Origin of the sequence: Pseudescherichia sp., from assembly GCF_032052675.1 — a bacterium.
GTDB lineage: Bacteria > Pseudomonadota > Gammaproteobacteria > Enterobacterales > Enterobacteriaceae > Pseudescherichia.
On sequence record NZ_DAMBWA010000002.1, the window covers coordinates 80864 to 107139 of the forward strand.

Annotated in this window: 22 protein-coding genes; 7 read left to right on the plus strand and 15 right to left on the minus strand. The window is 60.0% G+C overall.

Annotated elements, in window-relative coordinates; genetic code table 11:
- Window positions 1-88: 88 nt before the first annotated feature.
- Window positions 89-1924, minus strand: coding sequence for a glycoside hydrolase family 15 protein (locus RTX96_RS02940; protein WP_312670083.1), 1836 nt, complete (start codon window positions 1922-1924; stop codon window positions 89-91).
- Window positions 1925-1974: 50 nt separating this feature from the next.
- On the minus strand, window positions 1975-2859 hold the full coding sequence (locus tag RTX96_RS02945; RefSeq protein ID WP_103820946.1) for an SDR family oxidoreductase: 885 nt from the start codon (window positions 2857-2859) through the stop codon (window positions 1975-1977).
- A gap of 427 nt (window positions 2860-3286) precedes the next feature.
- Between RTX96_RS02945 and RTX96_RS02950 the strand changes: the two genes are divergently transcribed.
- The 4 genes from RTX96_RS02950 (at window position 3287) to RTX96_RS02965 (ending at window position 6638) form a co-directional block, all read left to right on the plus strand.
- Window positions 3287-3526, plus strand: a complete 240-nt coding sequence (locus RTX96_RS02950; protein ID WP_103820947.1) for a hypothetical protein — start codon at window positions 3287-3289, stop codon at window positions 3524-3526.
- A 158-nt stretch (window positions 3527-3684) separates the two neighbouring features.
- Window positions 3685-4116, plus strand: coding sequence for a hypothetical protein (locus RTX96_RS02955; RefSeq protein WP_312670086.1), 432 nt, complete (start codon window positions 3685-3687; stop codon window positions 4114-4116).
- A gap of 64 nt (window positions 4117-4180) precedes the next feature.
- Window positions 4181-4318, plus strand: a complete 138-nt coding sequence (locus RTX96_RS02960; RefSeq protein ID WP_181016644.1) for a hypothetical protein — start codon at window positions 4181-4183, stop codon at window positions 4316-4318.
- 157 nt (window positions 4319-4475) lie between these two features.
- On the plus strand, window positions 4476-6638 hold the full coding sequence (locus RTX96_RS02965) for an EAL domain-containing protein (protein WP_312670087.1): 2163 nt from the start codon (window positions 4476-4478) through the stop codon (window positions 6636-6638).
- Here RTX96_RS02965 and RTX96_RS02970 read toward each other — a convergent pair whose 3' ends face one another.
- From RTX96_RS02970 to RTX96_RS02985, 4 genes are all read right to left on the minus strand, one after another.
- The gene (locus tag RTX96_RS02970; protein ID WP_103820950.1) at window positions 6639-7454 is read right to left on the minus strand and encodes a trypsin-like serine peptidase; all 816 of its coding nucleotides are present in this window, start codon (window positions 7452-7454) and stop codon (window positions 6639-6641) included. It lies immediately after the preceding gene.
- A 235-nt stretch (window positions 7455-7689) separates the two neighbouring features.
- A complete protein-coding gene (gene asr / locus RTX96_RS02975) occupies window positions 7690-8031 on the minus strand; it encodes an acid resistance repetitive basic protein Asr (RefSeq protein ID WP_103820951.1) in 342 nt (113 codons plus the stop codon).
- A 163-nt stretch (window positions 8032-8194) separates the two neighbouring features.
- Complete coding sequence (locus RTX96_RS02980; protein WP_312670088.1) at window positions 8195-9679, minus strand: carboxypeptidase M32; 1485 nt, start codon at window positions 9677-9679, stop codon at window positions 8195-8197.
- A gap of 180 nt (window positions 9680-9859) precedes the next feature.
- Window positions 9860-11116: an MFS transporter gene (locus RTX96_RS02985; protein WP_312670089.1), complete on the minus strand. Its 1257-nt coding sequence runs from the start codon at window positions 11114-11116 to the stop codon at window positions 9860-9862.
- Between the two features lie 109 nt (window positions 11117-11225).
- On the opposite strand from RTX96_RS02985, the gene RTX96_RS02990 reads away from it, so the two are divergent.
- The 3 genes from RTX96_RS02990 (at window position 11226) to bioD (ending at window position 14295) form a co-directional block, all read left to right on the plus strand.
- A complete protein-coding gene (locus RTX96_RS02990; RefSeq protein WP_312670090.1) occupies window positions 11226-12146 on the plus strand; it encodes a LysR family transcriptional regulator in 921 nt (306 codons plus the stop codon).
- Between the two features lie 107 nt (window positions 12147-12253).
- A complete protein-coding gene (gene mlc, locus RTX96_RS02995) occupies window positions 12254-13474 on the plus strand; it encodes a sugar metabolism global transcriptional regulator Mlc (protein WP_103820955.1) in 1221 nt (406 codons plus the stop codon).
- A 125-nt stretch (window positions 13475-13599) separates the two neighbouring features.
- Window positions 13600-14295: a dethiobiotin synthase gene (gene bioD / locus RTX96_RS03000; protein ID WP_103820956.1), complete on the plus strand. Its 696-nt coding sequence runs from the start codon at window positions 13600-13602 to the stop codon at window positions 14293-14295.
- Window positions 14296-14300: 5 nt separating this feature from the next.
- Here bioD and RTX96_RS03005 read toward each other — a convergent pair whose 3' ends face one another.
- The 9 genes from RTX96_RS03005 to atzF all read right to left on the minus strand — a co-directional run bounded on the left by RTX96_RS03005 (window position 14301) and on the right by atzF (window position 26266).
- A complete protein-coding gene (locus RTX96_RS03005; protein ID WP_312670091.1) occupies window positions 14301-14600 on the minus strand; it encodes a DUF1161 domain-containing protein in 300 nt (99 codons plus the stop codon).
- A gap of 61 nt (window positions 14601-14661) precedes the next feature.
- Window positions 14662-15360, minus strand: a complete 699-nt coding sequence (gene urtE / locus RTX96_RS03010) for an urea ABC transporter ATP-binding subunit UrtE (protein ID WP_312670349.1) — start codon at window positions 15358-15360, stop codon at window positions 14662-14664.
- Between the two features lies 1 nt (window position 15361).
- Window positions 15362-16153, minus strand: coding sequence for an urea ABC transporter ATP-binding protein UrtD (gene urtD, locus RTX96_RS03015; protein ID WP_103820959.1), 792 nt, complete (start codon window positions 16151-16153; stop codon window positions 15362-15364).
- Complete coding sequence (gene urtC, locus RTX96_RS03020; protein WP_103820960.1) at window positions 16146-17222, minus strand: urea ABC transporter permease subunit UrtC; 1077 nt, start codon at window positions 17220-17222, stop codon at window positions 16146-16148. Before urtC ends, urtD begins: the two co-directional genes overlap by 8 nt.
- Window positions 17222-18796: an urea ABC transporter permease subunit UrtB gene (gene urtB, locus RTX96_RS03025; RefSeq protein ID WP_312670092.1), complete on the minus strand. Its 1575-nt coding sequence runs from the start codon at window positions 18794-18796 to the stop codon at window positions 17222-17224. Before urtB ends, urtC begins: the two co-directional genes overlap by 1 nt.
- A gap of 59 nt (window positions 18797-18855) precedes the next feature.
- Complete coding sequence (urtA, locus tag RTX96_RS03030; protein ID WP_103820962.1) at window positions 18856-20127, minus strand: urea ABC transporter substrate-binding protein; 1272 nt, start codon at window positions 20125-20127, stop codon at window positions 18856-18858.
- 34 nt (window positions 20128-20161) lie between these two features.
- A complete protein-coding gene (locus RTX96_RS03035; protein ID WP_312670093.1) occupies window positions 20162-20848 on the minus strand; it encodes a GntR family transcriptional regulator in 687 nt (228 codons plus the stop codon).
- Window positions 20849-20850: 2 nt separating this feature from the next.
- Window positions 20851-24471 (minus strand): urea carboxylase, encoded by a 3621-nt coding sequence (gene uca / locus RTX96_RS03040; protein WP_312670094.1) that lies wholly within the window; start codon window positions 24469-24471, stop codon window positions 20851-20853.
- The gene (gene atzF / locus RTX96_RS03045; protein ID WP_312670095.1) at window positions 24464-26266 is read right to left on the minus strand and encodes an allophanate hydrolase; all 1803 of its coding nucleotides are present in this window, start codon (window positions 26264-26266) and stop codon (window positions 24464-24466) included. Before atzF ends, uca begins: the two co-directional genes overlap by 8 nt.
- Window positions 26267-26276 lie beyond the last annotated feature (10 nt).

Genomic DNA, 26276 nt, shown 5'->3' on the forward strand with positions numbered 1-26276 from the left:
CCTCGTAAGATCCAATTATTTATTGCACTCTTCTTTGGGTTTAACAGAGCACTTACGCTCTGAAGTATAGAAGCCTTAAGTGAAATCGTCAGACGTGCCACTGCTTTTCGCCATCACGGAAGCGTGACAGCGCGTCGGCAGCACAAATCAGCGACAGATGGCTCAATCCCTGTGGGACATTGCCGCGCCATTCGCCGGTGCGCACGTCAAACATCTCGTTAAAGTTCTCGACATTGCCTTTGTCACACAGGTTGCCGAGGATCGTTTCCATGTAATCGGCCGCTTTTTGCGTATCACCTAAACGCGCCCAGGCCTCCACCAGCCAGAATGAGCAGGCCACAAACGTGCTCTCCTCTTTCTCTACCTCGCTGTAGCGATAGAGCATGGGCGAATGGTGCCCCAGCTCGGCGTAAATCGCGTTGTAGGTAGATTTCATGCGCTCCGGATTCACTTTCTTGCCGTAGTACCAAGCCAGGCACATGGCGGCATCCAGATGATCGCTACCGGCGTAGAAGGTGTAGGCCTGTTTCCCTTCGGACCAGCAGTGCTCTTCAATCCAGGCGCTGACGCGATCGCGCTCGCGCGACCAGCGGTTTACCCAGGTTTTTTCGATATGACCGTCTTCTGCCAGCCGTACGGCGATATCCAGCGTCACCCAACAGGCCATTTTGGAGTGGGTATAGTGACGCCGCTCGGGAAGCTCCCAGATACCGCAGTCATCCTGGCGCCAGGTATCCGCGCACTCGTTAGCCAGCGAAGCCAGCAGACGGGCGGTAGTGAGATCCAGCACGTGACCGGCATGGACGAACAGCAGCGCGGTATCCAGCATGTCACCATACATGCTGAGCTGCTGCTGGCTCTGGGCGTTATTGCCCACGCGCACCGGCTGAGATCCCTTATAGCCGTCAAGCGGCAGGTAGGTCTCATTGGGCACCACGTCGCCGTCCAGGGTATAGCAGGCCCGCAGCTTGCCTTCGTGACGCACGATGGTGTGGGTCAACCAGGAGAAGGCCGCCTTACACTCTTCAAGTGCGCCGATAAACGCAAAGGCGCGAATAATCAGGCAGGCGTCGCGTATCCAGGCGTAGCGGTAGTCGTAGTTCTTTTCGCCGCCGATGCCCTCCGGCAGGGAGGTGGTCGGGGCAGCCGCAAGGGCACCGGTTGGGGAGTAGAGCAGGAATTTTAGCGCCAGCGCAGAGCGAACTACGTGCTTCTTGTGTACACCTTCATAGCTCAGGTGCTCTGCCCAGGATGCCCAGTTCTTATCGCTAACGTCAATCCGCTCGTCGATTTTTTCCAGCGGCGGAACGGCCAGTGGCTCGTTATCGCTCACCAACAGGGCCACCAACGAGCGCGAGCCCGCTTTAGCGGTAAACACGCCTTCGATCGCCTGATCGTCCACGCAGGTGATCTCAATGTCGGAGGTGGTACGCAGCATAGCCATCAGATCGCCAACGTGAACAATCTGGCCTTTCACTGAGTCGCCTATCCATGATGAGCGGGTACAGGCGGCGGTACCGGGGACAAAGACCAGCTTCAGGTCCACTTCACCCTCCAGCCCCTCGACGCGGCGCGCCAGCTCGCACCAGGGCAGGCGGCCTGCGTTATTACTGTTCAGGGACTCGGTGAATCTGACCTTACCCTTTTTAGTGGTGTAACAGGTTTCCAGCACGTTGCTGTTTTCCCGATACTGGCGCTGCATGCAGTAGTCATCGACCGGTTCGATCTGAAAATAGCCCCCAAATTTGGCGTCCAGAATGCGATCGAACAGCGGCGGCGAATCCATGTTAGGCGCGCACCACCAGTCGATAGCGCCATCTGGTGCTATCAGCGCTACCGAGCGGCCATCGCCAATGGCGGCATAGTCGCCAAGGCCAGCATAGCCGTCGGTACGCGCAGTTCGGGGTAAAGGTTGATTCTTCATTAATGCTTATCCTGCAAAAATCGACAAGGCAGGCGGGGCCTGCCCGAGTATTACACCGTGCCGGTGCCGCCGTCAGAGCACCAGACCTGGCCGGAGGAGAAGGAGCTCTCATCAGACGCGAACAGAACATAGAGCGGGGCGATCTCTACCGGCTGGCCTGGACGGGCGAGCGGGGCAGTTTCACCGAAGGCTTTTACTTTTTCCATCGGCTGTCCGCCACACACCTGCAGCGGCGTCCAGTAGGGACCCGGCGCGACGGCGTTGACGCGGATGCCTTTCGGACCCAGTTGCTTGGCCAGCGCTTTGGTAAACGCAACGTTACAGGCTTTGGTCTGGGCGTAATCCAGCAGGATATCGCTCGGCTGGAAGGCCTGAACGGAAGAGGTGTTGATAATGACAGCGCCCTCTTTCAGATGCGGCACGGCTGCCTTGGTGATCCAGAATGGGGCATAAACGTTGGTCTTAAAGGTTTCATCGAACGCTTCGGTAGTCAGGGTCTCGATGGATTCACAGAACTGCTGGTGGCCGGCGTTGTTAACCAGAATATCCAGGCCGCCGAGCTTGTTGATGGCTTCTACCACCAGCTGCTGGCAGAACGTTTCTGAACGAATGTCGCCCGGCAGCGCCACGGCGTTACGACCTTCAGCCTTAATGAGTGCAATCACCGCTTCAGCATCAGATTCCTCTTCCGGCAGGTAGTTAATAGCGACGTCTGCCCCTTCTCGGGCATAGGCGATTGCTACGGCACGACCGATACCGGAGTCACCGCCGGTAATAAGGGCCTTTTTACCTGCCAGCCGACCCGAACCGGTATAGCTGGTTTCACCATGATCGGGGATCGGCTTCATTTCTGACGCAAGCCCCGGCACTTTCTGAGTTTGCTCTACAAAAGGAGGGCGTGGATAGTGAGGGAGGTTGTTATCTTGTGTCGTCATAATAATCCGTCTCGTTGAATGAACCAGTAATAACCGTAGTCAGCAATACGCCGATCCGCTATTTTTTTTAAAAATTATGCTGATACTTTAAAAACTTTACCTAAAAGTTATTTTGGCGTTGGAATTATGCTATTAGGTTAAATTGTAAACTTTTTAAGTCATTTTCTGGCATTCAGTAACGCTTGTGCTAAATAAAATGCGGGAAGGTGCAAATCATACGAAAGTACTGTTAACGTTTTGCAGAAAAGGCTTCAGAATGGTCCTGGTTACAAGCTTATAGCCCTTAATTCTTAGGGTTGGCTTGTGTCTGCCTGGCGTTAGGCTAAACTGAAAATTACGCTGGTGAGTTTAAGATGAATCTTAAGACGCGCTGACGAGATTGGCTGCAAAGGTTACCTATTGCATCACGTTTATAAGGAGATTTTGGATGAGCAAAGAGCCCGTATTACCTGCGTTTCCTGTCGTAGGCTGGCAGGTCGGTCCGGAGGAGGACCACAACGGCGTTGTAATGAGATTTGGTTTCAGTACCTCTCCGTACACGGCAGGAGCCAGCACTTTTGATTCACAGTTCTTTCACCTTTCCCCGGAAATGGTAAAAAGTCTGATTTACGACCTGCAGCTTAGCCTGCGCCAGTGCGAAAATCCCGTAGTGGAAAAAGTGGCCTGAGCTTGTACCACGTTTCAACCGCAGTAGTACGCACGACATTTGCTGCTGCGGAAATTCCCGCCTGACGACCTCTATGATTTAATAAAAATAGTTACGGCTGCGTTTTCATTGCTAATCTTGATCAAACGCGATAGCCTGGAAAGGTTGTAGAGGCATATATGAACTTTGTCTATTTCAAAGCTGAATATCCCACCTATGAGGGGTCCCATTCAGTTAATCTGGTTTTGAAAGCGCTTAAGCTGATTCGGGACGGTGAAATTATTGCCGACTTTGGTGATTTAAAAATAACCAGCCTGCCGTTTTATCTTTTCACCACCGCCTCTACCGGCTTTCGCAAAATTGAATATGATGTTAAAGCCCCACCTATGCGCAGAATCAATTACTCATGTGGTTATTTACCGAGCGGAAAGTATATTGTTAATACCCCAGAGGGAGAGTTGAAGCTCACGTTTAATGCCCTGACAGGACGTTGGCAACACGACAGGCTGGGGGGGGAAACGATGGATAACCGTGAGTTTACCGAAATGGGTTATGTACTTGTACGTCCGGCTCGAGACAGGGGGCGAAAGCGCTCCTCGTTGCGGGCATAGAATCAGTTACCCGCTTACTGAATCGTTGACTAAACTTCAGATGAGGTAATAACAGGAGAACATGATGACGGACAACTACGCTTCCCCCTTAAAAGCAGAAGAGACCAAGCCGGTTAAGGATAATCCAGCCAAGCAGGGCGAGCTCCCCCGCAAGCGGGATGATAGCCAGGACGATCGTAAAGATCCGTTCAAAGCCAGCTAGCAACATCCTGAAAATCTGCAACAAAGCCCTTTCGCTGCCGCTGCAATCGCCTGAACTAGTGCGATTAATGCGCAGCGAAATCGGCCGACTGGATTACGCTTATTTTAGAAAACCAATAAAAAGATGATGGCCGTTCAGACGGATAAGAGGGCGGTGAATGTATAAACCGTTAAGCTGGCGTAATATCCCTACCGCAAGAACGCTATCGATATTGATTTTTGTCGCTGGTATTGGACTGATTGTGTCCGTGGTGGCCTTGCTCTATCTCTCCCTGCATCTTGTTAGCACTAAAACGAACGAAATAGATGAACATCGCTCGGCACTCTCTGTGCAGGGTGCCATACAGACCTCGGTTAACCGCGTCTGGTCGCTGGTTATAGATAATGCCGTGTGGGATGACGCGGTTCGTGAGGTCTATCGCCCAAAGCTTGATACTCAGTGGCTCAATAATACCTGGGGTGCAGAGTATAAAATCACTAATCTCTACGACGGGACCTTTATTCTGGATGAACGGTACTCCGTGCTATGGGGATCGTTTCGCAATAAACCTTTTAATGAGCACACGCTCGATTTTTTTGGCGCTGGCTTCCAGGCGCTTATTAACCAGCAGCGCCATGCCTTGCCCGGCGAACAGAATATCTATGCCGGGATCACCCGAACCCGGCGCGGCGTAGCCTTCATTGGCATTGGCCTGATTCGGCCTGCGGCTGGTTCACTGACCGAGATGGGAAATCGCCGCCGTTATCTGGTCATTACCCGCCATATCGATACTCAAAATCTTAAAGCGCTGGGTGATACTTTTCAGATTGAGAAGTTGCGCTTCAGCCTTAACCAAATCCATGACTTCAGCGTGCCGCTGAAAAGCTCGGCGGGCGATCTGCTGGGCTATTTAAGCTGGGAGCCACAGCTCCCCGGTGCCAGAGCGGCGCATGCGGCAGCATGGGAGATCCGCCAGATTATTGCCCTCGTCGCCGGCCTGATTTTGCTGTTTATCATGCTGAGCAGCGCCGGTCTCTATAAGCTGGCGAAGGGAGAGAAGCTGGCCCGCAGCACCGCCATGACCGACTGGCTAAGCCGCCTGCCGAACCGGCGGGCGCTGCTGGCGCGTCTGGAGGCACTTAGCCTGGCCAACCCCAATGAGGCGATAAGCGTAGTATTTATCGATCTCGATGGCTTCAAAGACGTCAACGATATCTATGGTCATGACGTGGGCGATCGCCTGATTGTGGAGCTTTCCAGAACCCTGCGCGATAAGGTTCCCGCCGGTGGCATGCTGGCCCGGATGGGCGGGGACGAGTTTGCCATGACCATTAGCGGCGAGCAGGCCAGCGAGAAGGCGAGCCGCTTTGCCGAGCAGGTACTGATGATGCTCAATCTGCCGGTTCGCCTGAGCGAGCGCACTATCTATATCGGCGCCAGCATTGGTATTGCCAGCGGCACCCTGCTGGAGTGTACCAGTTCAGAGCTGTTTCGCCGGGCGGACATCGCTATGTACCACGCCAAAATGAATGGCAAAGCACAGGTCACCCATTACGATGCCGAGCTGAACAGCGCCCGCGAGCGCAAGGTTGCCATCGAAAACGATATCCGTGACGGTCTGCTCCGCAACGAATTTGACGTGTGGTACCAGCCTATCGTTGATGCCCGCAGTCAGCTGACGATGGGCGTTGAGGCGCTGGTGCGCTGGCCACGTCGGCCCGCAGGCCCCTTGCCGCCGGATGCGTTTATTCCCATTGCGGAGAGCAGCGGTCTGATCCATGCCCTCGGCCAGTTCGTTCTGCGCCGCGCCTGTATGGACCTGCAACCGCTTAGCGATCTCAAGCTCTCGGTAAATATCTCTCCGGCGCAGTTTCGCGATCCCGACTTTGAAAATAAGGTGGCTGGCGTACTCCGGGATAGCCATTTTCCCGCCCATCGCCTGCAGCTGGAGGTGACAGAGACCTATGTCCTGGAGAACCCGGATCGCTCCTGTTCGGCTATCCGCAATTTAAAGACGCTGGGGACGGCCATTGCGCTGGACGATTTTGGTACCGGGTACTCCAGCATTGGCTACCTCAGGCGCTTCAATTTTGACACCATCAAGATAGACAAGTCGCTGGCCGGGCTGGTGGATCATGATGAGCAGGCCGCGGCGCTGGTAGGCGGTACAATACGTATTGCCAGCGCGCTGGGGATGGCGGTAATTGCGGAAGGGGTCGAGAATGAAAAACAGATGAAGCTGCTACGCCTGGCCGGTTGCGATCGGCTTCAGGGGTACTTCTTTGGCGCGCCGATGCCGATTGACGCGCTGCGGCAGCACCGCCAGCGCCGTCAGGGTTAACTACTGCGCCTGGGCGAGGGCATCCAGCCGATCGCGAAAGCCGGTAATGGCAATAGCCCGGTTATCGGCACGCCAGCGATCTTTCGCTCCGGGCGCGGAGCTTTGTACCGCAATCAATCGCCAGCCGTCGTCGGTCTTCAGCATTAGCGGAGAGCCGCTATCGCCGGGCAGCGTATCGCACTGGTGCGAGAGGACACTATCCTGCGCCCAGCCGGTTACAACGCAGTTTTGATGGCTATAGAGGTTGTCCAGGTGATCCTGCGGGTAGCCGGACTGCGTTACCTTTCGGTCGGTCGCTTTTAGCGCGGCGGTAAGCGCATCACGATCGCCGTCAAACAGCGGCAGAGGCGTAATCCCCGACGGAGGATAGCGCAGCACGATCAGACCAAAATCCCACGGCGCAGCGGCAGGCGGAACGATCCACCCTTCACCGTCAGGCTTCAGGCGTTTGCCCAGGGTTGGCTCAACCCGTCCCTCAATACCGTGGATCTCATAGCGCCAGATGCCATTTTGCGCCACAAAGCGCAGCGCCACGGCTTTATCAGCCTTGCCGCGGGGCGGCGTCAGCAGACAGTGTCCGGCGGTTAACGCCAGATGGGGTGAAATCAGCGTAGCGGTGCAGAGATTGCCGCTGGCGGTCTCCAGCTGGCCGATAGCGTCCCACGGCGACTGCGTCGGATTACTTACCCGGACCCGATCGTCGTGGTTAAAAAACAGCGTCTTGATCTCAGCGGCGGCAGCGGCATCATCATCGGCGTGGCTGTAAAAAGAGATAAAGCAAAGCGAACCCAATAGCAGAATACCGAATTTATGCATATCACACTCTGGTGGGGCAATAGTGATTATTCAAACCCTAAGCAACAACTATAGACGGGACGGGAGGAAAGGGGGAGTAAAATCAGCGTGCTACAGTCAGGAAAGATAGAAGCGCAGGGTGACCAGCGCGCAGGCAATCAGCATGAGCAAAATCAGCTCAAAACGGTAGCGTTGCAGCATAGACCCTCCGAAAGAAGCAGCGCCCGACAGGCGGGCGCTGAAGTAGGTATCAAACTTAGGCAGCAGGCTGGGCAGCCGGCTTAGCCGCAGTGTGTTTCACTGCTTTTTTGGTGTGTTTCTTAGCAGCCTGGGCTTTCTGATCGGCGGCTGGTTTGGCAGCGCTCTGGTCTGCAGCCGGTTTAGCGGCTTTTTTGTGGTGCTTTTTAGCAGCCTGCGCTTTCTGGGTCGCGGCAGCTTTGTGGTGTTTTTTGTGGTGGGTGGTTTTGGCAGCCGGAGCAGCGCTCTGAGTCTGAGCGGTAGCCGCTGGCGCAGCGGTGGTCGCAGCGGTGTCAGCAGCGAACGCAGCAGAAGAGAGACCCATAGCAGCGGCAACAACCAGAGCTAATACTTTTTTCATTCTGATATCCTCGAATTGGTTTCATCATTCAACCCCACTGCGGGGCCGGTGAAGAGACTATATGCTTCTTAATACGAGGCTTCCGTGAGTGATTGGTATCGTCGTGTAACCGTTTGTACAATCCAGAAAGAAAGGCCGGGTACGCTTGTCCCGGTCTGCAAAGTTACAGATAGCGGGCGGTAAGATGCTGACGGAAGTAGCGGCTGTTTAGCGCTTCCCCAGTTGCGGACTCGATCAGCTGGGTGGTGGTAAAGCGGCTGCCGTGCTGCCAGATATTCTGCCGCAGCCACTCAAACAGGGCGCTGAAATCCCCTTCGGCAATGGCAGCATCAAGGTGAGGCAGCGCGGTACGTGCGGCATGGAACAGCTGCGCGGCGTACATGGCGCCAAGGGTATAGGACGGGAAATAGCCAAAGCCGTCGTCGGTCCAGTGAATATCCTGCATGCAGCCGTCCCGGTAGTTGCCCACGGTCGAGAGACCCAGCCAGTGCTGCATCTTCTCATCCCACAGCGCCGGAATATCGTCCACCTCGATTTCACCGTTGATCAGCGCCCGCTCAATCTCATAGCGCAGGATCACATGCGCGGGGTAGCTCACCTCGTCAGCATCGACACGGATCAGGCCAGGTTTAACCTGCTGGTTCCAGGCGATAAAGTTCTCGTCGTTAAAGGCGGGCTGCGCGCCAAAGCGCTCAATGACTGCAGGCAGAAGACGCGTTAAGAACGCCTTGCTGCGGCCAAGCTGCATCTCGAAGAACAGGCTCTGCGATTCGTGGATGGCCATCGAGCGGGCCTCGGCGACCGGCTGTCCCAGCCAGGTGCGGGGCAGGTTCTGCTCGTAGCGCGCGTGGCCAGTTTCATGCACGACGCCAAAGAGGGCGCTGAGCAGCTCGTTCTCATCGTAGCGGGTGGTGATGCGCACGTCCTCCGGCACGCCGCCGCAGAACGGATGGGCGCTGATATCCAGACGGCCTGCGTCAAAATCAAAGCCCAGCGTGCGCATCGCCGCCAGACCCAGCTCGCGCTGCTTCTCCACCGGGAATGGCCCGACCGGCGCGATAAGCTGGCGCTGCGCCTGCCTGGACACTACCTGATTAAGCAGATCCGGCAGCCAGGATTTCAGATCGGCAAACAGCACGTCGAGCCTGGCGGCGGTCATATCCGGCTCATAGAGATCCAGCAGCGCGTCGTAAGGGGTGCAGCCCTTCGCCGACGCCCGCAGCCTGGCCTCTTCACGGCTAAGCTTCACCACCTCTTTCAGGTTGGCAGAGAAGCCTTCCCAGTCGTTTGTAGGGCGCTGGCTACGCCAGGCGTGCTCGCAGCGGCTACCCGCCAGCGATTTCGCCTCTACCAGCGCTTCCGGCAGCACCGCTGCCTGCTGGTAGCGACGGGTCATCTCCCGCAGGTTGGCCTGTTCAACATCGTTGAGATCCTCCTGCGCGGCCGCATCCAGCCACTGAGCTACTTTTTTATCCGTCAGGATCTGGTGTTTCAGAACGCTGATCTCTGCCAGCGCCTCGCCCCGGGCAGCGCTCCCGGCGGGGGGCATAGTGGTCATCATGTCCCAGCCGGCGATGGATGAGAGGTGGGAGAAACGGTAAAGACGCTGGAAGGTGCGGGTGAGCTGCTGGTAGTTGCTGGTGTCCATTATGCCTCGTGTTGTGCTGATTTTATTTGCTTACATTTCAAGATAACAGGACGCTCGCACTGATACCACTGCGAGAAATTGCCCGGGGGCGCTACGCCTGCACGGGCCTACGGTAAGGCGCTGTTTGTAGGCTGGGCAAGCGTAGCGCCGCCCGGCATGTTCAGGCAGGCGTACATTACGCTACGCCGCGAGACGGTAGTGCAGGCTGCGGCCTACCAGCAGCGCAGCCAGCAGCATCACGGTAATAAACCCGCCCACGCCGTTCCAGCCGTAGCTGTGCCAGAACAGGCCACCGAGCGTCCCGGCCAGGCTCGATCCCAGGTAGTAGCTAAAGAGATAGAGCGAGGAGGCCTGGCCCTTTGCCCGACGCGCCCGCGGCCCGATCCAGCTGCTGGCGACGGAGTGAGCGGCAAAGAAGCCAGCCGAGAAGAGCAGCATCCCGGCAAAAATCAGCCCCAGCGATGAGAAGAGCGTCAGCAGCACGCCGCCCAGCATAATCCCCGTTGAGACCAGCATTACCGGGCCGCGGCCAAAGCGGGCGGTCATTGCCCCGGCTTTGGGCGAGCTCCAGGTCCCGGTCAGGTACGCTACCGAGAGCAGGCCCACCACCGCCTGACTCAGCTGCCACGGGGTCTGCATCAGGCGGTAACCAATGTAGTTAAACAGAGTGACAAACGATCCCATCAGCAGGAAGCCGGTAAGAAACAGCAGCGGCAGACCGCGATCGCGCCAGTGCAGGCGGAAGTTAATCATCAGCGATCGGGGCCGCAGCGAGGCGGGGCGAAAATGGCGCGACTCCGGAAGTATTTTCCAGAACATCAGCGCCGAGGCGAGGGCAAAGCAGCCGATAACCGCCAGGGCGATGCGCCAGCTAAAGAAGTCGGTAAACACGCCGCTGAGCAGGCGTCCGCTCATGCCGCCGATAGAGTTACCGCTAATGTAGAGCCCCATCGAAAAGGCCACCACGCTGGGGTGGATCTCCTCACTCAGATAGGTCATCCCAACCGCCGCGACGCCGCTCAGCGACAGCCCCACCAGCGCCCGCATAATCAAAATGCCGTGCCAGCTGGTCATCATCGTGGAGAGCAGCGTACAGCACGAAGCCAGCAGCAGAGCGGTGACCATCACCGGCTTGCGGCCGATGGCATCCGAGAGTGGCCCCGTGAAGAGCAGTCCAATGGCCAGCATGGCGGTGGAGATCGAAAGTGAGATGCTGCTGCTGGCTGGCGAGACGCCAAACTCATGGGAGAGCACCGGCAGAATCGGCTGCACGCAGTAGAGCAGGGCGAAGGTGGCGAGGCCGGCAGAGAAGAGCGCCAGCGTGACGCGTATAAACTGTGGCGTGCCGCGTTTAATATAGGGCGTGGCGGGAGTGGCGGTGGTCTGCACGTCGGCATCGCTCGCCGGGGCGATGTCAACGACGGTAGTACGGCTCACGGGGGATCCTTAGTGGTGTGTTGCTAATTTAGAGCGATTACCGCTAAGGGTAGGAAAATGTAAATATTCTGTCTAATATATTAATAATCTCAAATAATACATTAAAAATATGAATATCGAACTGCGTCACCTGCGCTACTTTATTGCCGTGGCGGAAGAGCTGCATTTTGGCCATGCGGCGGCCCGGCTGAATATCTCCCAGCCGCCGCTAAGCCAGCAGATCCAGCTGCTCGAGCAGCAGATCGGCGCCCGGCTGCTGGCCCGTACTAACCGCAGCGTGGCGCTAACCCCGGCGGGAAAACAGTTTCTACTCGACAGCCGACAGATCCTCAGTCAGGTCGATGACGCCGCCGCACGCGCTGCCCGCCTGCATCAGGGGCAGAGCGGTGAGCTGCGGGTTGGCTTTACCTCCTCCGCGCCCTTTATCAAAGCGGTCTCCGATACGCTCTCCACCTTCCGGCGACGCTACCCGGACGTGCATCTGCAAACCCGGGAGATCAATACGCGTGAACAGATCGCCCCCCTGCATGAGGGGACACTGGATCTGGGCCTGATGCGTAATACCGCGCTGCCGGATACCCTGGCGTGGGAGGTGATCCTGCGCGAGCCGCTGCTGGCGATGGTGCCGTGCGATCACCCCCTGGCCTTGCAGCCTGCGGTGACGCTAAGCGAGCTGGCGAAGGAGCCGTTTGTCTTCTTCGATCCTCATGTCGGGACGGGCCTCTACGACGATATACTTGGCCTGCTGCGCCGCTACGACCTGGTGCCGCGTATCGCCCAGGAGGTCGGCGAGGCGATGACCATTATCGGACTGGTTGCCGCTGGCCTGGGGGTGTCGATTCTGCCCGCCTCGTTTTGCCGGGTTCAGCTGAATGAGATGCGCTGGCTACCCATTGCCGAAGCCGATGCGGTCTCACAGATGTGGCTAGTCTGGTCGCGGCACCACGAGCAGGGCGCAGCCGCGCTGCATTTCAAGCAGCAGTTATTGAAGAGTGTTAAAAGTGACCAGAATCTACCCGGCAGAGGATGAAAATGTGCGGTAAATCACAAGGCTAATCAAAAATTTGACGGCCTTGAGGAACTGCTTCACCATAGCCTAAAGTTTATTTCGAAGCGCGAAAATAAAGGGAGCAAGAGGTGGTTGCTGATAGTACGCCCGGCCATATTGATCAGATTAAGCAGACCAATGCAGGAGCCGTTTACCGGCTTATCGATCAGCTAGGCCCGGTTTCACGAATCGATCTGTCGCGTCTGGCGCAGCTTGCCCCCGCCAGCATTACCAAGATTGTCCGTGAAATGCTAGAAGCGCACCTGGTGCAGGAGACGGAGATCCAGGAGCCAGGCAGCCGAGGGCGGCCCGCCGTGGGTCTGATGGTAGAAACCGAGGCCTGGCACTATCTCTCGTTGCGCATCAGCCGGGGTGAGATCCATCTCGCCCTGCGCGACCTCAGCAGCAAGCTGGTGGTCGAAGAGCAGCTTGAGCTGCCGTTACACTCCCACACGCCCTTTGCCAGCCGCGTTATTCATCACATCGACCAGTTCTTTATTCGGCACCAGAGCAAGCTCGAACGCCTGACCGCCATCGCTATCACCTTGCCAGGTATCATTGATACCGAGAACGGCATCGTGCACCGCATGCCGTTCTATGAAGACGTCAAAGATATGGCACTGGGGGAGGCTCTGGAGCGCCATACCGGCGTGCCGGTCTATATTCAGCATGATATCAGCGCGTGGACGATGGCAGAGGCGCTGTTTGGCGCCTCCCGTGGCGCGCGCGACGTTATTCAGGTGGTAATCGACCACAACGTTGGCGCTGGGGTGATCACCGACGGGCGTCTGCTCCATGCGGGTAGCAGCAGCCTGGTTGAGATAGGCCATACCCAGGTCGATCCCTACGGTAAGCGCTGCTACTGCGGCAACCACGGCTGTCTGGAAACCATCGCCAGCGTGGAGAGCGTGCTGGAGCTGGCGCAGCAGCGCATGAGCCAGTCGATGAGCTCGCAGCTGCACGGCCAGCCGCTTACCGTTGCTTCACTCTGCCAGGCGGCGCGAGAGGGGGATCGGCTGGCGACGGACATTATCACCGGGGTAGGCACCAATGTCGGACGCATTCTGGCGATCATGGTCAACCTGTTTAATCCGCAAAAAATTCTTATCGGTTCGCCCCTGAGCCAGGCCGCCGATATTCTCTTCCCGGCCATTAGCAACTGCATTCGCCAGCAGTCGCTGCCCGCCTATAGCCGACACATCACCGTCGAGAGCACCCAGTTCTCTAATCAGGGCACAATGGCGGGTGCCGCGCTGGTAAAAGACGCGATGTATAACGGTTCGTTGCTGATTCGACTGTTGCAGGGTTAACAAATTCGCACAGTTGGAGGAAAAATTGCGCTACCTCAAATTAGCCCCTGGCGACTTAACTTAGACTTTCTCCTCTGAATTATTTTCGTGGTGTATATTTTCGCGGCAAAACGGTGGAGTAAGTGATGCTTAAGCGTTTCTTTATTACGGGTACCGATACGGCTGTCGGGAAGACAGTGGTCTCCCGCGCACTTCTGCAGGCGCTGGCGGCCAGCGGCAGAAGCGTTGCCGGCTACAAGCCAGTGGCGAAAGGGAGTAAAGAGACGCCTGAGGGGCTGCGCAACAAAGATGCGCTGGTGCTACAAAGCGTTTCAACGCTGGCGCTGCCCTACGAGGCGGTAAATCCTATTGCCCTGAGCGAAGAAGAGAGCAGCGTAGCCCACAGCTGCCCTATTAACTATGGCCTGCTCTCAAAGGGGCTGGCACACCTTAGTGACCGCGTTGACCATGTGGTTGTTGAGGGCACCGGCGGCTGGCGCGGCCTGATGAACGATCTGCGCCCTCTCTCTGATTGGGTGGTGCAGGAGCAGCTTCCGGTGATTATGGTGGTGGGGATCCAGGAGGGGTGTATCAACCATGCCCTGCTGACGGCTCAGGCGATCGCCAGTGATGGTCTACCGCTGATTGGCTGGGTCGCTAACCGCATCAACCCTGGCCTTGCCCATTATGCCGAGATCATTAACGTGCTGGGCAAAAAGATCCCCGCGCCGATGATCGGCGAGCTACCCTATCTGCCGCGCGCCGAGCAGCGCGACCTGGCGCACTATATCGACGTGACTCTCCTGACCCGAACGCTGATCGCCGATCGCGTGCTGGCCTGATCTGGCTACTGCGGCTCGGTACGGGAGCCGTCAGGCGTCGCGCCAGCCGCAGGCACGTTTCCGCTGCCGGTACGGGTATAGAGGATCTTATAGGTATCGTTAGCGCAGTGGCCGACCACGTGCGTATCGGGCTTATCCGCCTGGTCTGCCGGGACGATGTTCAGCGTGAACGCCGACTCCGGCAGGCCATTGGCCATAATGCGCTGCTTGATCTCGCGTCTGACTTTTTCGCAATACTCCGGCGCGGCCAACGCCGGGGCAGCGGCAAACAGAACCAGAGCGACGAGCAAACGGGACGCTTTCATACACGGCTCCTGTTTTCAGGGGTATAGCTCTAGTCTAGCAGCCGCTTTACCTCAGCCACGGCTAAATCGCGACCAGATTGCGCACGCCGTGACACTCCATCTCTTCGCCTCTGCCGCGCTGAACGATTGATCCCCGGGACATCACTAAATAGCTGTCCGCCAGCTCGGCGGCAAAGTCATAAAACTGCTCCACCAGCAGGATCGCCATGTCGCCCCGTGCGGCCAGAGTTTTAATCACCACGCCAATCTCTTTGATCACCGAGGGCTGGATCCCCTCCGTCGGCTCATCGAGGATCAGCAGCTGCGGACGGCAGGCCAGCGCCCGGCCAATGGCTAACTGTTGCTGCTGGCCACCGGAGAGGTCGCCCCCGCGCCGCTGCCTCATCTCCCGTAGCACCGGGAACAGGTCGTAAATCTCATCAGGCACCCGCCTGGCCAGGGGACCGGCAAAGCGCGACAGGCCCATTAGCAGATTCTCCTCTACCGTCAGCCGGGGAAAGATCTCCCGCCCCTGCGGCACATAGGCCATGCCGCTGCGCACCCGCTGGTGGGGCTTCTGCTGGTTGATGATCTTACCCTGCCAGCTAATAGTCCCGGATTTGGCCGGGATCAGCCCCATCAGGCACTTCAGCAGGGTGGTTTTCCCCACGCCGTTACGCCCCAGCAGGCAGGTTACTTCGCCAGGATGCGTCGCAAACGAGAGGCCGCGCAGGATATGGCTGCCGCCGTAGTATTGATGCAGTTCATTCACTTCCAGCATGTTAGCGCCCCAGATAAACGTCAATAACCTGTTCATTCGCCTGCACCTCGCGCAGGGAACCCTCCGCCAGCACCTGGCCCTGGTGTAGCACCGTAACGTGGTCGGCGATGGTGTCGACAAAGCCCATATCGTGCTCCACCACCATCAGGGAGTGTTTGCCTGCCAGGGTACGAAACAGCTCGGCAATATACTCGGTCTCCGCATCGGTCAGCCCGGCGGCAGGCTCGTCGAGTAGCAGCAGGTGCGGCTCCTGCACCAGCAGCATGCCAATCTCCAGGAACTGCTTCTGGCCGTGGGAGAGAAGCCCCGCCTGACGTTGGCTCTGATTGGCCAGCCGCAGCAGCTCAAGGGTCTCGTCGATGCGATCCCGCTGCTCGCCGCTGAGCGTCGCCCGCAGGCTGGCCCACACCGATTTGTCGGTTTTCAGGGCGATCTCCAGATTCTCCGCCACCGTCAGCGCCTCAAACACCGTTGGCTTCTGAAACTTGCGCCCGATGCCCGCTCGGGCAATCTCCACCGGCGAGAGCTGGGTCAGGTCAATATTCTGGTCGTAGACCACGCTGCCGCTCTGCGGGCGGGTCTTGCCGGTGATCACATCCATCAGCGTGGTTTTGCCTGCGCCGTTGGGGCCGATGATGCAGCGCAGCTCGCCAACGCCAATCGCCAGCGTCAGGTCGGTGAGGGCGCGAAAGCTGTCGAAGGAGACGTTGATATTCTCCAGCAGCAAGACCGGATCGGTGGTCTCCCGGTAGCGATCCTGCGGTAGCGGCTGGGTAAAAAGGGTGTCAGTCATGCTTCCTCCGCTTCAGCAGGCCAATGACGCCGCGCGGTAAGAACAGCGTGACGAGGATAAACATCAGGCCCAGGAAAAAGAGCCAGTACTCCGGGAAGGCGACGGTGAAGAAGCTCTTCGCCCCGTTAACGATGCCTGCCCCTAGCAGCGGCCCGATCAGCGTCCCGCGCCCGCCCAGCGCTACCCAGATGGCGGCTTCGATGGAGTTGGTGGGCGACATCTCGCTCGGGTTGATAATGCCCACCTGCGGGACGTAGAGCGCCCCGGCGAGGCCGCAGAGCACGGCGGAGAGGGTCCAGACGAAGAGTTTAAAACCCTGCGGATCGTAGCCGCAAAACATCAGCCGGTTCTCGGCGTCGCGCACCGCCGTCAGCACCCGGCCAAACTTGCTGCGCGCCAGCGCCATTCCAATGCCCAGCGCGGCGACCAGCAGCAGCACGGTGGCGATAAACAGGCCGATGCGCGTTCCGGTGGCGGTGACCGGGAAGCCGAGCAGGGTGGTAAAGCCGGTGAAGCCGTTGTTACCGCCGAAGCCGGTTTCGTTGCGGAAGAAGAGCAGCATCCCGGCGTAGGTCAGGGCCTGGGTCATGATCGAGAAGTAGACGTCCTTGATGCGCGAGCGGAAGGCGAAGTAGCCGAACAGCAATGCCAGCAGACCCGGCAGCAGCACGATCAGGCACAGCGCCCACGCAAAGTGCTGGGTGCCGGTCCAGAACCACGGCATCTCGCTCCAGGAGAGAAAGGTCATAAAGGCCGGGAGGCCGTCGCCTGCCGCCTGCCGCATCAGGTACATGCCCATCGCGTAGCCGCCGAGGGCGAAGAACAGCCCGTGCCCCAGCGACAGCAGACCAGCGTAGCCCCAGACCAGGTCCAGCGCCACGGCGACGATGGCGTAGCAGAGGATCTTGCCCACCAGGGTCAGCGTATAGGCGGACATCGCCAGGGGATGATCCTGCGGCAGCAGGGCCAGAAACGGCAGGGCCAGCAGCAGGGCGATAGTGCCCAGCGTCAGGGTGCGCGTCAGACGGGGCGCGCGCTGCGCCAGCGTCAGGGTGATAGGTTGGGTCATCAGTCGATCGCTCGCCCCTTGAATGCAAACAGCCCCTGCGGCCGTTTCTGGATAAACAGCACGATCAGTACCAGAATGGCGATTTTGCCCAGCACCGCGCCAATCTGCGGCTCCAGCAGCTTGTTGATGATGCCGAGGCCAAAGGCCGCCACCACCGTGCCTGCCAGCTGGCCGACGCCACCCAGTACCACCACTAAAAATGAGTCGATGATATAGCCCTGGCCCAGTTCAGGACCGACGTTGCCCAGCTGCGACAGCGCCACGCCCCCCAGCCCGGCAATGCCGGAACCAAGCCCGAAGGCCAGCATATCTACCCGCCCGGTGGGCACGCCGCAGCAGTCGGCCATCCGCCGGTTTTGGGTAACCGCCCGCACGTTCATCCCCAGCCGGGTCTTGTTGAGCAGCAGCCAGGTGAGAGCCAGCACCAGCAGCACGAAGACGATTACCGCGATGCGGTTGTAAGGCAGGATCAGGTTGGGCAGCACCGCCCAGCCGCCAGAGAGCCAGCCTGGGTTAGCCACCTCCAGGTTCTGCGCCCCAAACAGCAGGCGCACCAGCTGGATCAGCATCAGGCTAATGCCCCAGGTGGCCAGCAGGGTCTCCAGCGGGCGACCATAGAGATGGCGAATGATCAGCCGCTCCAGCGCCATCCCCATCGCGGCGGTAATGAAAAAGGCCACCGGCAGGGCAACGATGGGATAGAGGGCCAGCCACTGCGGGGCGAGACGGGCAAAGAGATCCTGCACCAGCCAGGTGGCGTATGCCCCCAGCATCAGCATCTCGCCGTGGGCCATGTTGATCACCCCCAGCAGGCCGTAGGTAATGGCCAGGCCAAGGGCGGCCAGCAGCAGGATAGATCCCAGCGACAGTCCGCTAAAGGCCTGCCCCAGCCAGTCACCCCAGCGCAGGCGCTGCTGGATCTGCTTCAGGCTGTCGGCAGCGGCGGCGCGCACGCTGGCATCCGGCTCGTTCTGCGGCTGGGTGAGGCGCTGAAGGCTGGCCTGGATCGGCGGGGCGCTACTCTCGCCCAGCTGCTTAACCGCCTGCAGGCGCACCTGTGGACTCGCATCGGCGAGCTGGAGAGTGGCGGCGGCCAGCAGCAGGGCCGCCTTCACCTCGTCATCCTGCTCCTGGGCCAGCCGCTGTTGGATCAGCGGAAGCTGCTCCGCCGTGGCGTCGTTTTGCAAATTACGCGCGGCGGCGAGACGCAGGGCGCGATCCTCACTCACCAGCTGGTGGGCGGCGAGAGCGTTAGCCACCAGGGTACGGATGCGGTTATTCATAAAGACCCGGCGCGGGCTCCCCTCGGGGGCCGCGTTGCCCTCCAATGGCGTAAGGGTCTCTCCCGACTGGGTAAAAAGCTGGCCGCGCTTATCGACGACCACGTTCTCCTGGCGAAGCGCCTGAAGCAGGGGCAAACGCGACGCATCGGGCGCGGCGGACCAGGTTTGTAAAAGCTGTGCCTGCTGGGTTCGGCTGGCAGCGCCGTACTCGCTTGCCGGTCCGGCAGAGGCCGTGCCGATGAGCAGCAGGCAGCAGGCAAAGAAGAGGCCGAAGCGCGTGGCTATTTTCATGGTCGCTTGTTCCGCTGATGGAGTCATTGCCCGGCAGCCTATGCCGCCGGGCGCCAGGGTTACTGCCCGGTAGATTTCACCGGCGTATCCGGCTTCTTATCGTTACCGGCGATAAACGGGCTCCACGGCTGGGCGCGAACCGGCTGTTCGGTTTGCCAGACCACGTTAAACTGGCCGTTATCTTCGATCTCGCCGATCATCACCGGCTTGTGCAGGTGGTGGTTGGTCTTGTCCATCGTCAGGGTGAAGCCGTCCGGCGCTTTATAGGTCTGTCCGGCCATTGCGGCGCGCACCTTATCCACGTCGGTGGTGCCCGCTTTCTCTACCGCCTGGGCCCACATATGCAGCCCGACGTAGGTGGCCTCCATCGGATCGTTGGTCACCACGGTGTCGGCGTTCGGCAGGTTATGCGCTTTGGCATAGGCCTTATAGTCGGCAACAAATTTGGCGTTGGTGGGGTTATCGACGGATTCAAAGTAGTTCCACGCCGCCAGATGGCCTACCAGCGGTTTGGTGTCGATGCCGCGCAGCTCCTCTTCGCCCACCGAGAAGGCCACGACCGGCACATCGGTGGCCTTGATGCTCTGGTTCGCCAGCTCTTTATAGAACGGCACGTTGGAGTCGCCGTTGATGGTGGAGACGACGGCGGTCTTGCCCCCCGCGGCGAACTTCTTGATGTTGGCGACGATGGTCTGGTAGTCGCTGTGGCCGAACGGGGTGTAGACCTCTTCGATATCTTTATCCTGTACGCCTTTGCTGTGCAGGAAGGCGCGCAGGATCTTATTGGTGGTGCGCGGATAGACGTAGTCGGTACCTAACAGGAAGAAGCGTTTAGCGCTGCCGCCGTCCTCGCTCATCAGGTACTCTACCGCCGGGATCGCCTGCTGGTTAGGCGCTGCGCCGGTGTAGAAGACGTTCGGTGACATCTCTTCGCCCTCGTACTGCACCGGATAGAAGAGCAGGCCGTTCAGCTCCTCAAATACCGGCAGTACCGATTTGCGTGAGACCGAGGTCCAGCAGCCAAACACCGCCGCGACCTTATCCTGGGAGATAAGCTGGCGGGCCTTCTCGGCGAACAGCGGCCAGTTAGAGGCGGGATCGACCACCACCGGCTCCAGCTTTTTCCCCAGCACGCCGCCGTTGGCGTTGATCTCATCGATGGTCATCAGCGCGACGTTTTTCAGCGGCGTTTCGGAGATCGCCATCGTGCCGGAGAGCGAGTGCATAATGCCCACCTTAATGGTGTCGGCGGCCCAGGCCTGCCAGGAGATCCCCATGCCGACCATAGTGGCGGAGAGGGCAAAGGCTTTAATTAACGAACGTCTTTTCATCATTAACCCCTAAAAGTGTAAGAGAATTATTGCGTTATATCTGCGATGAAACCGGCGGTAGCCGCGATTGCTGAAGCCTGTGTAGTGTGATTTTTCTGACCACCGCTTTGCTCTGTAATATGTGGTCGGTCAGGATCCGCTGCGCCTCCTCTGTCTGCTGTGTCAAAATGGCGCGTAGCACACGCCCGTGTTCCTGATAGGTCGCTGCCACTCGATCGTCCCGCGTAAAGTCGAGGTGGCGAATAATGCGTATCTTCTCCGTCAGATCGACGTGCACCCGGGTCATCTCGCTGTTGCCCGTTGCTGCCACCAGCGCGGTATGAAACTGCTCGTCATGGGGCGAGACCGCCAGACCGTCTTCCAGCGGTAAGGCATCCACCCAGAAGGCAATCAGCGGAGCGAGATGCTCGGCGCAGGTGCCGGGGGGCATCCCGCACAGGCGGCGTACCGCCTCGCGCTCCAGCACGATCCGCAGATCGTACAGCGCCTCGAACCAGGCGAAGTCGAACGGCTTTACCTGCCAGCCGCTGCGCGAGGCGACCTCGACGTAGCCCTCGTGCTCCAGCCAGTAGAGCGCCTGGCGCACCGGGGTCCGGCTGGCTGCCATCCGCCCGGCAACCTCGCTCTCGCTAAACCGATCCCCCGGCATCAGCTGAAAAGTGAAAATCTCATTTTTCAGCGCGCGGTAGATGCGCTCCGCCAGCCCCGGCTTGCCGCTCATGCTCACTGCTCAAGCCAGAGCAGGGCATCGCCAGGGCTTACCGGGCGGCCCGGCTGGCAGCTGATGCGCTTGATGCGGCCCGCCTGCGGGGCGTGGATCGCCAGCTCCATCTTCATCGCCTCGACAATGACCAGCGGCTGGCCGGCGATAACCTCATCGCCAGCCTGGACCAGCACCTTCCAGATGTTGCCGTTCATATCGGCATTCACCGCCAGCGCGCCGTCGTCCACCGCGTCGGCTACAGGTAGCACAATCTCCTCGGGCTGCGGCTGCTCATCCAGCTGCCAGCGGGCGACCTCTTCGCTAAAGGCGGCGGCCTGACGTTCGCGGAACTGGGCAATGTCAGTCGCGTTCTGCGCAAGGAAACGCAGATGCTCGGCATAGTCGAACTCCGTCTCCTCAATGCGGATGGTGGCCCGACCTTCGCGGAAATCGTCCCGCAGGCGATCCAACTCCTCCTCGCTGACCGGGTAGAAGCGGACCTGGTCAAAGAAGCGCAGCAGCCACGGCTCGTCCTGCTTGAACTGGCTGTTTCTGAGGAATTTGTTCCAGATAGGCAGGGTGCGGCCCACCAGCTGGTAGCCGCCGGGCGAGTCCATGCCGTAGATGCACATATACATCCCGCCAATGCCTACCGTCCCCTCGGCGGTAAAGGTGCGCGCCGGGTTATATTTCGAACTCAGCAAGCGGTGGCGCGGATCCACCGGTACGGCGCAGGGCGCGCCGAGGTAGACGTCGCCGAGGCCGAGGATCAGGTAGCTGGCGTCGAAAATGGTGTCGCGCACCGCGTTACGATCCGCCAGGCCGTTAATGCGCTGAATAAAGTCAACGTTGTTCGGCAGCCAGGGGGCGCTGGCTCGCACCGTGTCCTGATAGCGGCTGACCGCGCCAAGGGTGGCGCTGTCCTCAAAGGCCATCGGCATCCAGACGATGCGCGACGGCACCTTCATCTCGCTGACGTCGCCCAGACGGCCTTCAATATCCAGCAACATCTTCACCAGCGATGGCTGGCTGATAACCAGACTGTCGTAACGTATCTGCAGCGAGCGCACGCCAGGAGAGAGCTCTTTGATACCCGGGTGGGCCAGAGCCTGAAGCTGCTCCATCAGCAGGCTGACGCGCAGGCGCAGGGCGAGATCGAGCACGTTATCGCCATACTCGATCAGAATGTAGTTATCGCCCGCCTGGCGATAGCAGATGGCGGGCGCCGCGCCGCTGGCCGGAATAGAGACCAGCGCGGCGGCGGAGGCCCCGTCGCGATCCGCCAGCGATGGGGTAGCAAACGCGGGCAGCGTTTCGGCAGGCTCCAGCGTCTCGACGATGCGGTGCTGAGCTTTCTCCAGCGCTACCGCCTCCTCAACGCTTATCGGATAGAAGCGCAGGCGATCCCCAGGCTTCACCTGGCCTACTTTCCACAGCTCCGCTTTGGCAATGGTCACCGGGCAGACAAAGCCGCCGAGGCTGGGGCCGTCGCGGGTGAGGATCACCGGAAAGTCGCCGGTAAAGTTGATCGCGCCGATGGCGTACTCGCAGTCGTGGACGTTGGACGGATGCAGGCCTGCCTCACCGCCGTCGGGCCGAGTCCACGCGGGTTTCGGCCCGGTCAGGCGTACGCCGAGACGGTTAGAGTTGTAGTGCACCTGCCACTCGCTGGCGAAGAACTCGTCGATAGATTCCTGGGTAAAGAAATCCGGCGCGCCGTGGGGGCCATAGAGTACGCCGATGTGCCAGTTCTCCCCATACTCCGGGATCAGCCCGGCGGCCAGCGGCTGCGGATCCCGCTCCGGCGCGGGCGTGGTGCAGGCGGCCAGCTCCGGGCGGGAGATAGGCAGCAGATCGGCCACCTTCAGCGTGCGTCCGGCGTGGCCGCCAAACTGACCGAGGGCAAAGGTGGCGCGGCTGCCAAGATAGCAGGGCACATCAATACCGTTGCGCACGGCAAGATAGGTGCGGCAGCCGGACTGGGCGCGGCCCAGCACCAGCGTCTGCCCTGCTTTGACCGCCACCGGCTGCCAGTACGCGACAGGCTGGCCGTCAAGCTCGGCATGACAGTCGGCGCCGGTGAGGGCAATGGTGGTATCGCTGTGAAACAGCAGGGTCGGGCCTTGCAGGGTAAACTCCAGCCCGGCGGCGGAGGCGTGGTTGCCGACGATGCGGTTAGCGAGGCGGAAGGCAAAATCGTCCATCGGGCCCGAGGGCGGGACGCCGACGTCCCAGTAGCCCGGTCGGCCAGGGTGATCCTGTACGCTGCTCCAGGTGCCGGGCTGCACGACCTCAATGGCCGCCGTGGCGGGCATAAAGGTGTCGAGCATCCGCGTCCAGACGCTGCCTTGCGTGAAGGCTTCGCTGGCGACAATCTGTCGCAGGTAGTCAAGATTAGTGGCGATGCCGTGCAGTTGAGTGGCGTCCAGCGCCTCGCGCAGCTTAACCAGGGCTTGATCACGCGTCTGTGCATGGACGATCAGTTTGGCGATCATCGGATCGTAGAAAGCGGAGACCTCGCTGCCGGTGGTCACGCCGCTGTCGACGCGCACGTTCTCCGGGAAGCTAACGTGAGTCAGAACGCCAGGGCTCGGCTGGAAATTCTTCAGTGGATTTTCAGCATACAGACGTACCTCAATCGCCGCGCCCAGCGGTGGGCGCTGGAGCCGTTCCCAGTCGATGCTATCCCCGGCGGCGACGCGCAGCATGCACTCAACCAGATCGAGACCGGTAACGCACTCGGTGACCGGATGCTCTACCTGGAGTCGAGTGTTGACCTCAAGGAAGTAGAATGCATCCTGCTCAGCGTCATAGATATACTCCACCGTGCCCGCGCTGCGGTAGTTCACCAGCTTGCCTAGCTCAACGGCAGAGGCGAGCAGCGCGGTGCGGGTAGGTTCTGGTAATCCCGGCGCGGGGGTCTCTTCCACCACCTTCTGATTGCGGCGTTGCAGGGAGCAGTCACGCTCGCCGAGGGCCACGACGTTGCCCAGGCCGTCGCCGAAGATCTGCACCTCGACGTGGCGGGCGCGATCGATGCAGCGCTCAATAAACACCCCTGCGTCGCTGAAGAACTGCTCGCCCAGACGGCGGACGCTCTCCCACGCCAACTGCAACGCCTCGGCGTCGGCGCAGCGGGTCAAACCGATCCCACCCCCGCCCGCGGTGCTTTTTAACATCACCGGGTAGCCAATCTCCTCTGCGGCCCGCAGCGCCTCGTCGAGGCTATTTAGCAGGCCGGTACCCGGCGTCATCGGCACGCCCGCCTGGGCAGCTAACTCCCGCGCCCGGTGCTTGAGACCAAACTCGCCGATCTGCCGCGCCGTGGGGCCAACAAAGACGATACCCGCCTGCTCGCAGGCGTCGGCAAAGGCCAGGCTCTCAGAGAGAAAGCCGTAGCCAGGCCAGATAGCCTGGGCGCCGCTTTGCTTAGCGGCGTCGATAATGCTGTCGATGCGCAGATAGCTATCGCTGGCCTTCTCGCCGCCGAGCGGCAGGGCAATATCCGCCGCCTTGACGTGCTCGGCGTTTTTATCCGCGTCGGAGTAGACGGCGATGCTCACGATCCCCAGACGTTGCAGGGTGCGGATAGCGCGGCAGGCGATTTCGCCCCGGTTGGCAATCAGTACGCGATCAAACATGCTGGGTCTCCTTGCTGGCGAGCCAGTTCCGCCAGCCTTTGTAAGCCGTAATGTCCTGCGCGTCGCCAAGCGCCGCACCCTCACAGATAAAACCTTTCACCCAGCGGCCATCGGCCAGCTCCAGAGAGCCGATCCCCAGCGGAGCCGGGATCTCGGCGACAAACTCCCCGAAGCGCGCCAGCGGGATATCCCACAGCTCAACCTGAATAGATTCGCCGCTGCTGGCCCGGGCCAGACCGGGTTTTGCCGGTTGGGTATTGGCCAGGGCGTAAAGGCGGTAGCAGGCTGCGGTTTCGCTGGTCCCGACAAATACCGCCCGGCGATTAATCAGCTGGTGGTTGAGCGGCATACCGCGCAGATGCGCCCCGACGACCGCGATACGCACGTGATCCTTTGAGAGAGGCAGCGCGGCCTGGTCTGCGGGGAGGCGGGTACCGGTCGCGCCCAGGCTCAGGCCGCTCAGCTGCTGCCAGCGGACGCCGAAGCTAGCCAGGGCACGATCGTGCCAGGCGGGAGCGAGCAGAGTGATCCCGGCGGGCAGGCCGTCGGCGCGGAACGGCGCGGGCAGGGCCAGCGCGCTGAGATCGGCCAGGTTGGTAAAGTTGGTGTAGGTGCCAAACTCCGAGTTGTAGCGGATCGGCTCCTGCTGCATCTCCTCCCTGGTGCGAATGGTCGGCGAGGTGGGAACGACGAGCGCATCAACCTCGGCCAGCGTCTGCTGAATTTTACGGGCCAGTTCGGCACGCAGATACTCGGCTTTGTAGGCCTCCACCGCACTGTAGCGACTGCCTCCGGCGACAATCTGATACACCGTCGGATCCATCTCTTCCGGGCGTTCGATAATGTCTCCTACAGCCGCGGTGCGCTCGGCAACCCACGGTCCCTGATAGAGCTGGGCGGCAAGCTCGGCGAACGGCGTGAAGTCGATGGTTTTCAGCGTTACGCCGCAGCTGCGCAGCTGCTCAAGGGCGCGCTCCCACGCCTCTTCAGCCTGAGCGTCAGCAAAAAATTGCAGCGTGTCGGGAACGGCAAACACCGGGCGCTCAGGCAGCGCGGCGGGCGCGGTGGCCGGTGCGTGGCGGGAGTAGGCGTCGCGGGCATCGTAGCCTGCTGCCGCCTCGGCGATAGTCCAGGCATCGCTGACGGTCAGGGCGAATACCGAGACGGTATCGTTAAGGCGGCAGGCCGGAACCACGCCGCTGGCTGAGAACCAGCCTTTGGTGGGTTTCAGCCCGACGATGTTATTAAAACCGGCGGGCACCCGGCCGGAACCTGCCGTGTCAGTCCCCAGTGAAAAGGGGACCAGGCCGCGCGCGACCACGGACGCCGAGCCGGAGCTGGAGCCGCCGCTGACATACTCAGGATTAAAACTGTTGCTCACCGCGCCCCACGGAGAGCGAGTCCCCACCAGGCCGGTAGCAAACTGGTCGAGGTTGGTCTTGCCAATGACAATCGCCCCGGCGGCTTTAAGCTGGGCAACCGTGGTGGCGTCCTGCTCGGCAATATAGCGAAACGCCGGGCAGGCCGCCGTGGTGGGAAATCCAGCCGCATCGATATTGTCTTTTACTGCGAAGGGAATGCCATACAGCGGCAGCGCCGCAGGGTTTTGCTGGTAGCGGGGCGTTAGCGCTGCCAGCTGGGCGGCGATCTGCTCGGGCGTAGCGAGGGTGATCCATGCACTATCATCAGTAGAGAGGGCCGCCAGGTGCGCCGTCAGTAGGGAAAGAGCGTCGCCATGCTGCTGTTGGATCTGCTGCTGCCACCCCTTCAGGGTCTGGCCGATCATTATTGTCATAGTGGGCAAT

Bases quoted from the DNA above. Each gene is read 5' to 3' on its own strand.
- RTX96_RS02940 (WP_312670083.1), bottom strand. From the start codon at position 1,924: ATGAAGAATCAACCTTTACCCCGAACTGCGCGTACCGACGGCTATGCT.
- RTX96_RS02945 (WP_103820946.1), bottom strand. From the start codon at position 2,859: ATGACGACACAAGATAACAACCTCCCTCACTATCCACGCCCTCCTTTT.
- RTX96_RS02950 (WP_103820947.1), top strand. From the start codon at position 3,287: ATGAGCAAAGAGCCCGTATTACCTGCGTTTCCTGTCGTAGGCTGGCAG.
- RTX96_RS02955 (WP_312670086.1), top strand. From the start codon at position 3,685: ATGAACTTTGTCTATTTCAAAGCTGAATATCCCACCTATGAGGGGTCC.
- RTX96_RS02960 (WP_181016644.1), top strand. From the start codon at position 4,181: ATGACGGACAACTACGCTTCCCCCTTAAAAGCAGAAGAGACCAAGCCG.
- RTX96_RS02965 (WP_312670087.1), top strand. From the start codon at position 4,476: ATGTATAAACCGTTAAGCTGGCGTAATATCCCTACCGCAAGAACGCTA.
- RTX96_RS02970 (WP_103820950.1), bottom strand. From the start codon at position 7,454: ATGCATAAATTCGGTATTCTGCTATTGGGTTCGCTTTGCTTTATCTCT.
- asr (WP_103820951.1), bottom strand. From the start codon at position 8,031: ATGAAAAAAGTATTAGCTCTGGTTGTTGCCGCTGCTATGGGTCTCTCT.
- RTX96_RS02980 (WP_312670088.1), bottom strand. From the start codon at position 9,679: ATGGACACCAGCAACTACCAGCAGCTCACCCGCACCTTCCAGCGTCTT.
- RTX96_RS02990 (WP_312670090.1), top strand. From the start codon at position 11,226: ATGAATATCGAACTGCGTCACCTGCGCTACTTTATTGCCGTGGCGGAA.
- bioD (WP_103820956.1), top strand. From the start codon at position 13,600: ATGCTTAAGCGTTTCTTTATTACGGGTACCGATACGGCTGTCGGGAAG.
- RTX96_RS03005 (WP_312670091.1), bottom strand. From the start codon at position 14,600: ATGAAAGCGTCCCGTTTGCTCGTCGCTCTGGTTCTGTTTGCCGCTGCC.
- urtE (WP_312670349.1), bottom strand. From the start codon at position 15,360: ATGCTGGAAGTGAATGAACTGCATCAATACTACGGCGGCAGCCATATC.
- urtD (WP_103820959.1), bottom strand. From the start codon at position 16,153: ATGACTGACACCCTTTTTACCCAGCCGCTACCGCAGGATCGCTACCGG.
- urtC (WP_103820960.1), bottom strand. From the start codon at position 17,222: ATGACCCAACCTATCACCCTGACGCTGGCGCAGCGCGCGCCCCGTCTG.
- urtB (WP_312670092.1), bottom strand. From the start codon at position 18,796: ATGAAAATAGCCACGCGCTTCGGCCTCTTCTTTGCCTGCTGCCTGCTG.
- urtA (WP_103820962.1), bottom strand. From the start codon at position 20,127: ATGAAAAGACGTTCGTTAATTAAAGCCTTTGCCCTCTCCGCCACTATG.
- RTX96_RS03035 (WP_312670093.1), bottom strand. From the start codon at position 20,848: ATGAGCGGCAAGCCGGGGCTGGCGGAGCGCATCTACCGCGCGCTGAAA.
- uca (WP_312670094.1), bottom strand. From the start codon at position 24,471: ATGTTTGATCGCGTACTGATTGCCAACCGGGGCGAAATCGCCTGCCGC.
- atzF (WP_312670095.1), bottom strand. From the start codon at position 26,266: ATGACAATAATGATCGGCCAGACCCTGAAGGGGTGGCAGCAGCAGATC.